Raw genomic sequence first — 13,901 nt, forward strand, 5'->3', positions numbered from 1 at the left:
CCCTTTTTCCCGGTCCGATTGCGATGGTCAGCCTGTTCCGCCGCTGGAAACCCGACGCCGACAAGGCGAAGCCGGCGAAGGACGAACGCTCCCCGCTGAGCGCGGCCGCCGAGGCGATCGAGGCTGCGCGCGCGATGGGCGAGGCGGCGGCCGAGCGCGCGCCGGCGGCGGAGGTGCTCGATCCGTGGAGCGTGTCGCGGGAAGCCGAGCTGGCCGGGGCTGACGTCGTCGATGCGGCGGATGCGGTGGAGGCAGCCGCGTCGCAGTCGGCGTCGCTGTCCGCGGTGGAGCCTGCCGAGGCTGCGGAAGCGCCTGCAGTGGCCGAAGTGGCACAAGTGTCCGGGGATCAGCGGACCCGCGCGGCGCCCGAAGCAACGGCTCCGTCGGTTCCGTCGGTTCCGTCGGCTCCGTCGGCTCCGTCGGTTTCGTCGGTTCCGCCGGCTCCGTCGATTCCGTTGGAATCGCCCTCCGCGTCTCCTGTCGCACTGACCCAGGAAAAGCCCGCGGCTGCACCCGGCAGGTCGGGCTGGCGCGAGCGCCTGATGGGCAGCGGCATCGCCCGCGGCCTGGGTGGCCTGTTCTCGCGCAATCCGCGCCTGGATGACGACCTCCTGGACGCGATCGAGACCGCGCTCCTGACCGCCGACGTTGGCATTTCCGCGACCACGCGCCTGGTCGACTCGCTGCGCAAGCGCATGAAGGCGCGCGAGTTCGCCGACGCCAACGCGCTGCGCAGCGCGCTGCGCGCCGACCTGGTCGGGTTGCTGGAGCCGGTGGCCAGGCCGCTGGTGATCGACCCGGCGGCCAAGCCGTTCGTGATCCTCACCGTTGGCGTCAACGGCGTCGGCAAGACCACCACCATCGGCAAGCTCGCCAAGCGCTTCAAGGACGAGGGCCGCGGCCTGATGCTCGCCGCCGGCGACACCTTCCGCGCCGCCGCCGTCGCCCAGCTGCAGGCCTGGGGCGAGCGCAACGGCGTGCAGGTCGTCGCGCAGGGCCAGGACGCCGACCCCGCCGCGGTCGCATTCGACGCGCTGCAGGCGGCGCGGGCGCGCGGCACCGACGTGCTGATCGCCGACACCGCCGGCCGGCTGCACACCCAGCAGGGCCTGATGGCCGAGCTGTCGAAGATCAAGCGCGTGCTCGCCAAGGTCGACGCGGCCGCGCCACACGAGGTGCTGCTGGTGATCGACGGCACCACCGGCCAGAACGCGCTCAGCCAGCTGCGCCACTTTCACCAGGCCGCGGGCGTCACCGGGCTGGTGGTGACCAAGCTCGACGGCACCGCCAAGGGCGGCGTGGTGTTCGCGCTGGCGCAGGAGTTCGGCATCCCGATCCGCTTCGCCGGCATCGGCGAGCGCCCCGAGGACCTGCGCGTCTTCGACGCCGAGGCCTTCGTCGACGCCCTGCTGCCGGAGGCGCTCGGGGCGTGAGGCTGCGCCGCGGGCTCGCGCTCGCCGCCGGCATCGCCGTGGTCGTGCTGCTTCTGGTCGCGCTTGCCGCGGCGGTGCTGATGCAGCCGCGCCAGCTGGCCCGGATCGCACTGGGCAGCGTCGGCGACGCGCTTGGCCTCGACATCGCTTTCGAAGGTGAGGCGCGCTATCGCCTGCGCGGCACGCCGCTGCTGGAGGTCCACGACGTGGCGGCGCGGGCGCCCGGTGGCGGCGAACCCCTGCTGCGCGCCAGGCGGGTGCTGGTGTCGCTGCCGTGGTCGACGCTGCGCGATCGCGGCGCGCCGCTGGTCCTGGAGCGCATCGAGCTGGACGCGCCGGTGCTGGAGCTCGCGCGGCTGCAGGCCTGGTTGGCCGGCCGGCCGCCCGGCGCCGGCCGCCTGCCGACCCTGTCCGACGGAATCGGCGTGCGCGATGGCCGCCTGCTCGGTGACGGCTGGGCACTCGCCGGCCTGGACCTGGACGTGGCCTCGTTCGCCGAAGGCCAGCCGGTGGCGGCCGGAGCCCGCGGCATCCTGGAACTGGCGGCGCCGCTCCGCGTCGACTTCGACCTGCGCCTGGCCGCGACGCGGCCGGCCAACGGCGCCGGGGTCAGCGCCCGGGGCAAGGTGCAGATCCACGGCGCAGGCTGGCGGCTGCCGGCCTTTGTCGCGGCATCGGGGCCGCTGCGTTTCGACGACGGCGTGCTGCGGGTCGCACCGCTGAAGCTGGGCATGTCGGCGGAGTACCGCGGCGACGGCGAGCCGCTGCGCTTCACGCTGGGTGCCCACGGGCCGCTGCGCCTGCGCGACGGCATCTGGACCCTGGTGCCGGCGGCCATCGCCCTGCGCGGCAAGGACCTGATACCCGATGTGGATGCCCACGGACGGTTCGCGTTCGGCGACGCGCTGCTGCTCGGACTCGATGGCGCGATGCCGGCCTGGCCTGCCACGTGGCCGGCGCTTCCGGCGCCGTTGGGCACATCGACGTCGCCGCTAGCGGCAACCCTCGTCTATGCCGGCGCGCGCGACGCCTCGGACCCGGTCGGCCTGCACCTGCGGCGGGACGGCGCACAGGCGGTCGCGGGATTGCGCATCGCGGACGTCCTCACGTGGATGGACGCCGCGGCCACGGGCTCGCCGCTGCCTCCCCTGCACGCCCGCGCCAGCGCACCCAGGATCGAGATCGCAGGCGCGGTGCTGGAGGGCGTCGAGGTCGAACTGGAACCGGGTGACGCGCCGTGAGCCAAGCCATCGACCCTTCGCACTGCGCGGCCAAGCGTCCGGGCGCACCGGCCGACGACTTCGCGACGCCGCTGCTCGACTGGTTCGACGTCCACGGCCGCCACGACCTGCCCTGGCAGCACCCGCGCACGCCCTACCGCGTGTGGTTGTCGGAGATCATGCTGCAGCAGACCCAGGTGCGCGTGGTCGTGCCCTACTTCGAGCGCTTCGTCGCCAGCCTGCCCTCGGTCGCCGCGCTCGCCGCCGCGCCGCTGGACGCGGTCCTCGGCCTCTGGTCGGGCCTCGGCTACTACGCACGCGCGCGCAACCTGCATGCCGCTGCCCGCGCCTGCGCGGGAATCCACGGCGGCGACCTGCCGCGCGACTTCGACGCGCTCCTCGCGCTGCCCGGCATCGGCCGCAGCACCGCGGGCGCGATCCTCGCCCAGGCCTGGGGTGACCGTTTCGCGATCCTGGACGGCAACGTCAGGCGCGTGCTCGCCCGCTACCACGGCGTCGAGGGCTGGCCCGGCCAGCCCGCGGTGCAGAAGCGGCTGTGGGAATTCGCACAGCAGCACCTGCCGGCGAGCCGCCTGGCCGACTACACCCAGGCGCAGATGGACCTCGGTGCCACGGTCTGCACCCGCCACGCACCGGCCTGCAGCGCCTGTCCCCTGCGACAGGGCTGCGAAGCCCATGCACAGCGGCGCACCGCGGAACTGCCCACGCCCAAACCCACGAAGGCGCTGCCCACGCGCGAGGCCGTGCTCCTGCTGATGCGCGACGCCGAAGGCCGCGTGCTGCTGCAGCGCAGGCCGCCGGCCGGCGTCTGGGCGCAGCTCTGGTCCCTGCCCGAAGCCGCCGACGAAGAGGCGGCGCGTGCCTGGTTCGAAGGCCATGTCGATGGCGACTACGCCCAGGCCGAGGCACTGGACTCCGTCGCGCACGTCTTCAGCCACTACCGCCTCACCATGCATCCGCGGCGCTGGCGCGCGGTCGCCAGCGCCGCCGCGGTGCGGGACAATGAGGACCTGCGCTGGGTACCGCGCGACGCGCTGGCCGCCCTGGGCATCCCGGCGCCGGTCCGCACGCTCGTCCAGGCGCAGTTCGAATCCGAACAGGAGCAGGAAACGTGAGCCGCACCGTGCATTGCGAATACGAAAAGCGTGAGGCCGAAGGCCTGGACTTCGTGCCCTGGCCCGGCGAGCTCGGCAAGCGCGTCTTCGCCGGCATCGGCAAGCCTGCCTGGGCGGCGTGGCTTGCGCACCAGACCATGCTGATCAACGAGAACCGCCTGTCGCCGATGGATCCGGAACATCGCGCCTTTCTCGAGCGCGAGATGCAGAAGTTCCTGTTCGAGGGTGGCGCCGAGGCGCCGGCGGGCTACGTCCCCGAAGACGGGGCCTGAGCCGCTTCCCTCGCCTCCTGTTCCGCCGCCTTGATGCGCATCGTGTCGAGCGGGCGGATCTCGCGGATGCGGCAGGGCAGCTGCATCGAACTGCGGCCATCCACCAGCACCTTGTCGAAGCCGGCGTAGACCCTGCTGTTCTGGCTGGTGAGCCCGATCACCGGACTGTAGGCGACGTCCGGGCAGAGGCCGTGGAAGCTCAGCAGCCAGGCCTCGCGCGGCCGCGTCCACACGGCGATGTGCCCATCGTCGAGCGGCGTCCAGCCGCTGATCCGCCCGAGGTAGCTGAAGCTGGACACGGGTTCGCCGGCGGCGGCGCGGTAGGTGGCGAGTTTTTCGGCACCGGTCATGCCGGTGCTGGCGCAGCCCTGGAGGGCCAGGAGCGCAGCGATCGCGACGGCTGGAAGCCTGCCTTGCATGGTGCCTCTCCCGCCGCGGCGCGGCGCTGGAAACGGCCTTCGATCATCGCGCAATGGTGGCCGGGGAGGGAATCGAACCCCCGACACGGGGATTTTCAAGGCCCAAGTCGAAGCTATGTAAGCCATTGTTTCGTTGGCCCCGCCCTGTTCTGTAACTGGCTAGTTACGCAACTGCTTGATATTTCTAGGCTTTTTAAGTGGCGAGGGCGTACACTACGGTGGCCGGCGATGGTGGCCGGTGCAACTCCGGTCGGGCCACAATCGGGCCATAGCCGGGCCACACGAGGACGCGCCCATGGCAAAGATCAAGCTCAGCGACGACTACATCCGCACACGCGAGCGCCCCACTAAGGGCAACGTGATCGACTACGACACAGAGACAAAGGGCCTCGCAGTCCGCTTTACGCCGAGCGGCGTTCCGTCCTTCCTTTACTGCTACGGCAGCGGCGTTGCAGGCGGTAGCGCCCGACGCATGGTGCTTGGCCCGTGGTCCCCAGCCAGTGGCCGCAGCCTCGCATCGGTGCTGCCCGCTATGCGCAAAGAGGCCATCCGACTGGCCGGTATCGTGGCCGAAGGGCGCGACCCCTACGCCGAGCGCAAGGCCGAAGCCGAGCGGCTGGCCGCCGAGCGCGAGGCCGAGCGCGCAGACCGCGAGCGTGCAGCGGCAGAGGTAGAGGCTGCCCGACTGCGCGAGGCCCGGGACGTAACGGTCTGCCAGCTTTGCGACCGCTATATCGCAGAGTACGGCCCCAAGCTGCGGCCGGACACCTTGCGACGCGCGAAGCGGCGGATAGAGCGCTACCTGCGCCCCGCGTGGGGCAGCCGAAAGGCCAACAGCATTACCCGCGCCGATGTGGCCGCCCTCGTTAGGCCGATTCGCGCGCAGGGCAAGGCGTCCGAGGTCGTCCACGTCCTCTCGCTGGTCAATGGCCTGTACGCATTCGCCGTCGATGACGATGAGCTGGATACCATCACCGAGAATCCGGCGCGCGGGTTGAAGAAAAAGCTGGTCGCCAAGCCGCCGCAGCCGAAGGAACGCGCGCTGGTGACGCAACGCGAGTTCCGTGCGTTCTACCTGCTCACCCGCCCTAGGCGGTACATGGCCGAAGACATTAGCGATTGTCTGCGACTGATGATGCTTACCGGCTGCCGCCCTAGTGAGGCCGCAGGTATTGAATGGTGCGAGATCGACTTCCACGCCAAGCTTTGGAACAAGCCCGCCGACGTGCCGGGTCGCAGCAAGTCGCGTCGCGCCGACGTGGTGCCACTTACTGACGAGGTGATGGAAATCTTCGCCAAGCGGCGAGGCAACCAGTCGCCCTATGTGTTCCCCAGCGGTCGCAGTCGCCGCAAGGCGAACGGCGGTGGTCCTGGCGTGCTGACTGAGTTTCGCTTGGCCGCTGCGCTGCGCGACATTGCGCCCCGGCTGGCGCGGCTTGGCGTCGAATCATTTACACCCCACGACCTCCGCCGCACGGTAACGACGGGTCTGTTTGATATCGGCGTGTCAGAGTACATCGTCAAGCGCACGCTGAATCACGCTACCACCGGCGTCACGGATACGCACTACAACAAGAGCGGTTTTATCCGGCAGCGTCGCGAAGCACTGGAAGCGTGGGCGCGGTACTTGGAGACGATGATTCGCGGCAAGGAACCCTCGTTCGCTGACAACGTCGTTCCCTTCGCCGCTATGGGAGGGCGCTAATCATGGACGCAGTTACGAAGGCCCGGATGCACGCCTTGGCGCAAACTTCAGTTTTCTACGCATCATTGAGCGGGGCGCAAGGGACAATTACCGATGAAGGCGACGACTACCGCCCGGCCATCTTTGAACGCAGCCTTTTGGATGGCCTTTACGTCGCCATGAACCCTCTTGGAAGCAGCCCTGCCGAGATGGCGCTGCGGGACCGAGCGAGAAACAGCAAGAACATCAAAGAGCTTCGGATGATCGCGGATCTGTTCGCGAACGACCCGCCGGAAAGTGCAGTTAGATCACGCAACGTAAAGGTCATAAAGGACTTCACAGATTCGCGTTACCTTCACCCCAAGCAACGGTTCCACATTGAGCGGGAGCGTGGAGTAAAACAGCTTCTAGAAGATCACGCAGTCACTGGGATTACTAGCAAGCGGGAGGCTGAAACAGAGTGGATGAAGCGGAAGGCGGAACAGGAGACGGGCGTAGACAGGGATGAGTCTGACCCGGCACGCCGCAAAGTCTATGAAGATGCATACGACGCCCTCAGGGCACGCGATTTTCGCTAAGCCTGCTACGCAACCATTGCCCGCGTAGCCGCACCGGGCCATAGCTTAGGTGCCACCGAAACAACCCCAACGGTGGCAACCATGGCTTCACCCCAGGAACTGACCCAAGTCGTCAGCGACTTTATGACGGCGCGCCAAGCCGCGCAGGAGATCGGGGTCCATATTCGGACCCTGAAGTATTGGAAGGCGAACGGGTACGGGCCCGACCACTTCTACATCGGCAAGCGACTGTTCTATCGCCGCAGCGATGTTATCGGGTGGTTGCAGCAGATCAGCGACACCAAGGCCCCCGTAACCAACGGTCGCAAGGTGCGCGCATGAAAGCCGACGCATCCCCACTTCGCACCGCGTTCGCGGTGCTGGGCATTACGCCCAAACCGGGTTCGCAGCACAAGGCGAAGTGCCCCGCGCACGACGACAGCACGGCATCGCTGTCGGTCGCAATCAAGCCGGATGGAACCGTCGGCATGCATTGCCACGCCGGTTGCACCGCCGGCGCAGTGTGCGAGGCGCTAGGCATCACCACGGCGGACCTGTTCCCGGCTGGTCATGCGCCGAAGTCGAAGCCAAAGCCTAAGGCTCAGCGCAAGCCTAGCGCGACGAAGCCGAACCTCACGACCATTGCTCCGCTTACCGACGCCGACCGCGAGGCCGCCGCCTGCGCCGCCAAAGAGCTTGGCCCCGCTTCGATGACCGGCTACAAGCTCGCCGCGCTTTATCCCTACCGACTCGCCACGGGCAAGGTGTGGAGCTGGCGCGCGCGGTTCGAGAACAAGAGCGGCGACAAGAAGATCCTCCCGTTCCACCATAACGGTGACACGTGGATCGCCAAGGAGCCCCCTGCCCCGCGCGCTGGCAAGCCGCTGTATCGACTGCCCGAGGTGCTGGCACACGACGGCCCCATCTACGTCGTCGAGGGGGAAAAGTGCGCCGACGCGCTGGCGGCAATCGGCATCGCGGCTACAACCAGCGGAGCCGCCAAGAGCGCCGCTAAAGCCGACTGGTCGCCGCTCGCAGGGCGTACCTGCGTCGTGTGGCCCGACAACGACGCCCCGGGCGAGCAGTACGCTGCCGACGTTGCCGAAGTCCTGGACGACAAAGGCTGCACCGTCGCCGTGGTCGATGTGACTGCACTCGGACAGGATGCCGAAGGCGACGACGCCGCCGATTGGCTCGCACAGCACCCCGCCGCCACCGCAGCCGACGTGCTGGCACTGCCGACCATCGCACCACAGGGCTCCGGGCTCCGGCTGACCCGAGCCAGCGACATTGCTCCCGAGGCGATCAGCTGGCTGTGGGGCGGCTACCTTGCCCGTGGAATGCTGACCCTTATCGCAGGCAACGGCGGCACGGGTAAAACGACCATCGCCCTCACCATCGCGGCCATGGTAACGACAGGTGGCAAGTGGCCCGACGGCACGAAAGCCCCAACCGGGAGCGTGATCGTCTGGTCGGGCGAGGACGCCGTTGCACAAACCTTGGTGCCTCGATTGCGCGAGGCCGGAGCCGAGCTGTCCCGCGTCCACTTTGTTACGAACGAGGACCAGGTCTTTGACCCCGCGACCGACATGCCCGCGCTTGAGCGCGCCGCGCGCCGCTTGCCGAACTTGGCGCTGGTGATCATCGATCCGATCGTGAGCATGGTGCAGGGCGACAGCCACAAGAACGCGGAGGTTCGCCGTGGCTTGCAGCCCGTGCTTAATCTCGCCGCCGACACAGGGGCAGCAGTGGTCGGCATTACGCACTACGCCAAGAACACCGCAGGACGCAGCACGGCGGACCGCGTGATTGGGTCGGTCGCGTTCAACGCGGTGGCCCGTACAGTGCTTGCAACGGCAATGGGGTCAGAGGGTGAGGGCCGCATCGTGCGCGCCAAGAACAACATCGGCACCACCGGCGATGGCTTCGCGTACTCAATCGCCGTCGAGAACCGGGACGTAGGGGGCACGCCCACGCAGGTTTCGCGTATCGAGTGGGGCCGCCCCCTGTTCGGCTTTGCAGACGAACTGCTCGGACAGGTCGAGGCCAAGCGCCACCCGAAGGACGAGGCCGCAGAGTGGCTGAGCGCCATGCTCCATGACGGCCCCGTGCCGTCGAAGGAACTAAAGGAGCGCGCCGACGCCGACTGCATCGCGTGGCGCACCGTCGAACGCGCCAAAGACGAGCTCGGTATCGTCGCCACCCGCCAAGGCGCACCGGGCAAGCGTGGCGCAGGCATTTGGGCATGGAGCCTGCCCGTTGTTAAGGGTGTTAGACGCTAACGCGGTGTAGCCGCCTGCGCGGCCCTGTGCGGGGCAGGCGCACTGGGCGGTAGGGTAGTGGCGGGGCGGCCCTGCGCGGGCCGTGTGCGCAGGCCGGGGCGGCCTGCGGCGGCAGCGGGGGTTAGGGTCGAGGCTGCGGCAGGGTTCGGAGCGGTTGGTGCCCCCTGCTCGGTGCTTCGCCGACCAACACCGCCAGCCGTTACACGTTCGATTAATTGGCGGCCTTAATGCCAAAAAGCACGCGAAACCCCTTAAAAACAAGGCTACAACTAAGACCGCCAACACCGCCAAGGCTGTTGGCGGTGTTAACCCTTGGCGGTGTTAAGGTTAAGACCGCCAACACCGCCACACGCTGGCGGCCTTAACTATACCCTTTAAAAACAAGGGTTATTTGTAGTGTTAGGGGGTTAAGGCCGCCAATTAATCGGTGGTGTAAGGGTTGGCGGTGTTAGCGGGCCGAGTCGATGCACTTTCCGATTGTCTGCCCGCATCACCCGGAGCACTGAGCCCTACTCCATATGCCGACACGGGGCCATCGTAACCCCGTGTTTGACGCCCGCAGGCCGCATAAACACTAGCTTCCTGCGCGCATGCAATTGCCCGGTTACACGATGGCCCGACTGTGGCCCGCGCGGCGAGTTTTTGCACCCTGCTACGCAACCGCCGCCCGTGTAGCAGGCCGGTGCGACACCTTAGGGCACCACCCTAGGAACGCCGCGCCATGAACCCCATAGACGCCCGCATTGCCGCCGACAACCGCGCCCGCCAAGACGAAGCACGGCGCGCCCGGGCCAACGCCCCGAAGCCGCCGACGCTGCCCGACCCGGCTACGTTCAACGAAGCGTGCGCAAACCACGGCGACGACTCTGGCGCACCGTTCCGCAAGCTGGTCGCCGAACGGCTGACGGGGCTGACGCTGAACCTCGCAAAGCTGCACAAGAATCCGATCCTCACGGCCAATGAAAAGCTGCTCAGCGCAGAGTCCGAGGTAAAGAAGCACGCCGAGAGCATCGGCGCGGACATCGAAGCGCAGCGATACATCATTGCTACTAGGCGCAACGACCTCGCCAACCGCACTGCCAACGCCCTGCACGCGCCCCGCGACGACTGGCGCGCAGCGGCAGGCGAAGTGCGTCAAGTGCTTCGCGGCATGACCTACGCGGAGCGCGCGTCGTTCCTCGATTCGCTCACTGGCGACGACGCGATGCTGGTCAAGTACGCAGTGGCAAGCGTGCCGGCTGCGCTGTCGGGCGTCGCGTTCGAGACTCATAAGGCGATGCGGGACACGATCTTCGGCCTCCGTGACCCTGGCCTCCTGACGGAGCCCAAGGACGTCGAGGACCGCGAGCGCCACCTCAACACGCTGGAGCAGGGCGTGGCGTGGGCAATCAATGAACTGGTGGACTTCGACAAGGCCGCCGCCCTTCGTTCGCTCATGGAGGACTGAGCCATGGCCCAAGGGGGTACACCCCCAGCAGGGGGCGGAGGCGGCGAGGGGCCGGGCGCTTTCGAAAAACCGCAACAATTCCAGCCTCACTGGTGGGACTTCATGGCTCCGCTGCCGAGCCAAGTCCTGCGCCCGCTGCGCGACGCGCTCAGCCTGCACCGCCGACGCACGGCGCGCCTTCGCAGCATCGACGCTGCGCGCGAGGCGCTCCGCAGCTTCAAGGCGGATGCCGAGGTCACTGGCGACAGCGTGGACGCGCGGATGCAGGCCATCGGCATGGAGTACGCCGACCCCAGCGACCGGGCCGAAGCTGCCGCGTTCCTTGATCGTCTCGGGGAATCGGGTCGTAAGGCCCTCGCCAAGCGCGGTCGCGTGGCCGCCGCGATCTTCTATGCGGAATCCACCATCGCGTGGCTCGAATGGGAGCTCACCCGTGACGAAAGCTAACGGCTGCAAGGTGTGTGATCACCCCGACCGCGCTTCGATTGAGCTCGGGCTTGCAAACAAGGTGCCCATCCGTGTGCTGGGCAAGCGGTACGGGCTTTCCGCCGACTCGGTATGGAGGCACGGCCAACGCCATATGAGCGCCGAGCTGCACGGCCAGCTAATGACCCGTGGCCGCATGACCCCGCAGGACCTCGAGAACCTGCGCATCACCGAATCCGAAGGCGTGCTCCAGCACCTCGTGGCGGTGCGTGGTCGCCTGTACGGCCTAATGGACGCCGCCACCCTGCAAGACGATTACCGGGGCGCGGCGGCCATCGGCAATCAGATCGGACGGAACCTAGAGCTGACCGCGAAGCTCCTGGGCGACATTCGCACCGGCTCGGTGAATGTGACGAACAACGTCCTGCTGCTGCCCGAGTTCCACGCTCTGCGAACGACGATCATGCAGGCGCTAAAAGCGCACCCCGAAGCCCGGGCCGACGTGGCCGCCGCCCTGCGGCAGATCGAGTCGCCCGACGAGCCACGGCAGGAGTCGCCCGAGGAACGCGCCGCCGCCGTTGCCGAGTTGGCGAAGAGCCGGGAAGTAACCCGCCGCAGCCGTGCGAAGCGGCAGGCGCAGGTGATCGACGTGGAGGCCGAACGTGTCGATCCTCGCGCGTGACCTGACGCGGATGCTGGAGCCTGCGTCGGTAATGCGCGACGCGGGTATGGAACCAGACCCGTGGCAGGAGGCCGTACTGAACAGCGATTCGCGCCGGATGCTGCTGCTGTGCAGCCGCCAGAGCGGCAAGTCCACCACGTCGGCATCGCTTGCTGTGCACCAAGCCCTGTATGACCCGGGACTGGTACTGCTGATTGCGCCGGCGCAGCGCCAGAGCTCGGAGCTGTTCCGCAAGGTGCGCGAGGTTTACAGCGCCCTGCCCGACGTGCCCCGCGTCGTGCAGGAGTCCGCGATGCGCCTGGAGCTCGCCAACGGCAGTCGCATCATCGCGCTCCCCGGTACCGAGGGCACCATCCGCGGCTACTCGGGAGCCAAGACCGTAATCATTGACGAAGCCAGCCGCGTCGATAACGCGTTGTTCGCCGCCGTGCGCCCGATGCTCGCGACGACTCAAGGCCGGTTCGTGGCGCTCACGACTCCGTTCGGCAAGCGGGGTTGGTTTTACGAGGCGTGGGAATACGGCGAAGGCTGGGAGCGCACCAAGGTGACCGCCGACGACTGCCCACGCATCGACGCCGATTGGCTCGCCGAGGAACGTCGCCTCGTGGGTGACTGGCAGTACCGCCAAGAATATTTGACCGAGTTCGTGGACACGGATGAGCAGTTCTTTGCTTCGGAGTTGATCGAAGCCGCCCTGACCAATGAGGTGCAGTCACTATGGAGCTAGATACCTACGTCACCGTGCCTTCGGATAGCCCGAGGTTGAAGGGTGAAATCGCCCTAATACGTCGCCGCGCCATCGCCGTGGGCATCGACATTGGGCAGGCGCACGACCCAACGGCCATTGCCGTGGTCTCCAAGATCACGTCGAAGGCCGCGAACCCCGCGCTGGAATCGCTGAACCCGGAGCGTAATCCGCGATATGAGGTCCAGCACCTTGAACGCCTGCGACTCGGGATGCCGTACCCGGCGCAGGTGGACCAGTTGGAGGCCATGCTGTGCCGCCCGCCGCTTAACCGCCTGTCGCCGCGCGTGTTGGTCGACTACACGGGCGTGGGTCGCCCGGTGTTCGATATGTTCGCGGGCCGCCACGCGCTGCGCAGGGCGCAAGGCGTCGTTATTACGGGTGGGCGCGACACCACGCGCCACAGGGCAGGGTGGTCGGTGCCGAAAGGCGAGCTAGTGAGCAAGCTGCAAGCCCTGTTGCACGCTGGCGAGCTTCGCATCGCCGCCAGCCTCCCCGACGCCCCGGTGCTGCTGCGTGAGCTACAGGACTTCCGCGTGCGGTTTACCGATGCGGGTAATGCCACGTTCAACGCGCGCGAAGGCGCTCACGATGACCTTGTGTTGGCGCTTGCCCTTGCGGTGTTCGGGCTCAGTCGCCCGGAGCCGGCGCGGGACGTGCCCATTGTGTGGGCGAGGAGATAAGCCTGACGCGACGTCTAGCAGACTCACGGAAACCGCTGTGATAGCCTCTTGGGCGGGAAATAGGGGGCTATCAAGTGTTGAATATAGATCACTTTCGCACAATGTTTTTGGAGCTCACAGCGACCTGGGACTGGCGCGTCCATGGCTTCTTAGACTATCAGGGTTACGTACACCCGATAGACACTGATACAAAGGTCATCTCCACAGTTTTTGAGCGCCTATCGAGCCCCGTTATTCGGACGATCGCGAAACGCAGCGGTTATGTCGTGGAGCTCGCCAATCAAACAACCTATCCGGACTTTACGTTGTCCGTATCCGATCCCGCTGGGCAGGTATTGCACAGAATTGCGTTGGATGTGAAGACCACCTACGCTTCGAACCGCATGTCCTTCACTCTAGGAGGCTATAACTCATTCTTAGTTCGCCCCACAAAGAACATCTTGCATCATTACGATACGTATTCGGAACATTGGGTCCTAGGATTCATATATGCACAAAACCCCGCCTTCAGGGAATATGACCTTGATTCTATGCCTGGAAACGGAGAAATCGCTTGTCCGTATAGAGACGTCACGCTATTCATTCGTCGGAAACATGAAATAACCGGTCTGCGGGCCGGGAGCGGCAACACGAAAAACATCGGCAGTGTCATGACGCGAAACCCGGCTGAATTCCAAACGGTGATGGGGCCATTTTCGCACTTTAGCCGAGGCAAGCAGGCTTGCGACCGATATTGGGCTGGCTATCCGCACTACTGCGGTTTGATTGGGTCGCCACAGGAATTGCACGACCACCCAGATTTCGCGAGCTACATCTGAGTGCCATGTCTAGATTCTTGGCAATTCGTTGTAGCAATATCGACGGGGTCAATCCGATCGACGAAGTGAACCTAGTTATCAAGGCTCAAGGACATTG

At 66.6% G+C, this 13,901-nt stretch carries 15 protein-coding genes; 14 read left to right on the forward strand and 1 reads right to left on the reverse strand.

The genetic code is table 11. The features are described 5' to 3' along the window. The first annotated feature begins 23 nt into the window (after window positions 1-23). The 4 genes from ftsY to JG616_RS13575 all read left to right on the forward strand — a co-directional run bounded on the left by ftsY (window position 24) and on the right by JG616_RS13575 (window position 4,061). Window positions 24-1,433, forward strand: a complete 1,410-nt coding sequence (gene ftsY, locus JG616_RS01720; RefSeq protein WP_199391470.1) for a signal recognition particle-docking protein FtsY — start codon at window positions 24-26, stop codon at window positions 1,431-1,433. Then, window positions 1,430-2,674 carry a hypothetical protein gene (locus JG616_RS01725; RefSeq protein ID WP_199391471.1) on the forward strand — a complete coding sequence of 415 codons (1,245 nt, stop codon included), beginning with the start codon at window positions 1,430-1,432 and terminating at the stop codon, window positions 2,672-2,674. The genes ftsY and JG616_RS01725 overlap by 4 nt, the downstream gene beginning before the upstream one ends. A 71-nt stretch (window positions 2,675-2,745) precedes the next feature. Beyond that, window positions 2,746-3,789 (forward strand): A/G-specific adenine glycosylase, encoded by a 1,044-nt coding sequence (mutY, locus tag JG616_RS01730; RefSeq protein WP_199391934.1) that lies wholly within the window; start codon window positions 2,746-2,748, stop codon window positions 3,787-3,789. Beyond that, window positions 3,786-4,061, forward strand: a complete 276-nt coding sequence (locus JG616_RS13575; RefSeq protein WP_199361558.1) for an oxidative damage protection protein — start codon at window positions 3,786-3,788, stop codon at window positions 4,059-4,061. The genes mutY and JG616_RS13575 overlap by 4 nt, the downstream gene beginning before the upstream one ends. On the opposite strand, the gene JG616_RS01740 is transcribed toward JG616_RS13575, so the two are convergent. Beyond that, window positions 4,037-4,480 (reverse strand): DUF6491 family protein, encoded by a 444-nt coding sequence (locus JG616_RS01740; protein ID WP_199391472.1) that lies wholly within the window; start codon window positions 4,478-4,480, stop codon window positions 4,037-4,039. The two genes, JG616_RS13575 and JG616_RS01740, sit on opposite strands and share 25 nt — an antisense overlap. A 295-nt stretch (window positions 4,481-4,775) precedes the next feature. On the opposite strand from JG616_RS01740, the gene JG616_RS01745 reads away from it, so the two are divergent. The 10 genes from JG616_RS01745 (at window position 4,776) to JG616_RS01790 (ending at window position 13,804) form a co-directional block, all read left to right on the forward strand. Beyond that, window positions 4,776-6,185, forward strand: a complete 1,410-nt coding sequence (locus JG616_RS01745) for a tyrosine-type recombinase/integrase (RefSeq protein WP_199391473.1) — start codon at window positions 4,776-4,778, stop codon at window positions 6,183-6,185. A gap of 2 nt (window positions 6,186-6,187) precedes the next feature. After that, on the forward strand, window positions 6,188-6,742 hold the full coding sequence (locus JG616_RS01750) for a hypothetical protein (RefSeq protein WP_199391474.1): 555 nt from the start codon (window positions 6,188-6,190) through the stop codon (window positions 6,740-6,742). 81 nt (window positions 6,743-6,823) lie between these two features. Then, window positions 6,824-7,063 carry a helix-turn-helix domain-containing protein gene (locus JG616_RS01755; protein WP_199391475.1) on the forward strand — a complete coding sequence of 80 codons (240 nt, stop codon included), beginning with the start codon at window positions 6,824-6,826 and terminating at the stop codon, window positions 7,061-7,063. Then, window positions 7,060-9,003 (forward strand): AAA family ATPase, encoded by a 1,944-nt coding sequence (locus JG616_RS01760; RefSeq protein ID WP_199391476.1) that lies wholly within the window; start codon window positions 7,060-7,062, stop codon window positions 9,001-9,003. The genes JG616_RS01755 and JG616_RS01760 overlap by 4 nt, the downstream gene beginning before the upstream one ends. A gap of 721 nt (window positions 9,004-9,724) precedes the next feature. Then, window positions 9,725-10,450: a hypothetical protein gene (locus JG616_RS01765; protein ID WP_199391477.1), complete on the forward strand. Its 726-nt coding sequence runs from the start codon at window positions 9,725-9,727 to the stop codon at window positions 10,448-10,450. A 102-nt stretch (window positions 10,451-10,552) separates the two neighbouring features. Further along, the gene (locus JG616_RS01770; protein WP_199391478.1) at window positions 10,553-10,897 is read left to right on the forward strand and encodes a hypothetical protein; all 345 of its coding nucleotides are present in this window, start codon (window positions 10,553-10,555) and stop codon (window positions 10,895-10,897) included. Beyond that, the gene (locus tag JG616_RS01775) at window positions 10,884-11,558 is read left to right on the forward strand and encodes a hypothetical protein (protein WP_199391479.1); all 675 of its coding nucleotides are present in this window, start codon (window positions 10,884-10,886) and stop codon (window positions 11,556-11,558) included. The genes JG616_RS01770 and JG616_RS01775 overlap by 14 nt, the downstream gene beginning before the upstream one ends. After that, window positions 11,539-12,285, forward strand: coding sequence for a phage terminase large subunit (locus JG616_RS01780; protein WP_199391480.1), 747 nt, complete (start codon window positions 11,539-11,541; stop codon window positions 12,283-12,285). Before JG616_RS01775 ends, JG616_RS01780 begins: the two co-directional genes overlap by 20 nt. Window positions 12,286-12,320: 35 nt before the next feature. Further along, window positions 12,321-12,986, forward strand: a complete 666-nt coding sequence (locus JG616_RS01785) for a hypothetical protein (RefSeq protein WP_235972843.1) — start codon at window positions 12,321-12,323, stop codon at window positions 12,984-12,986. Between the two features lie 101 nt (window positions 12,987-13,087). Then, window positions 13,088-13,804, forward strand: coding sequence for a type II restriction endonuclease (locus JG616_RS01790; RefSeq protein ID WP_199391481.1), 717 nt, complete (start codon window positions 13,088-13,090; stop codon window positions 13,802-13,804). The last annotated feature ends 97 nt before the right edge of the window (window positions 13,805-13,901 follow it).

It is taken from the genome of Luteimonas sp. MC1895 (assembly GCF_016457215.1).
Taxonomy (GTDB): Bacteria; Pseudomonadota; Gammaproteobacteria; order Xanthomonadales; family Xanthomonadaceae; genus Luteimonas.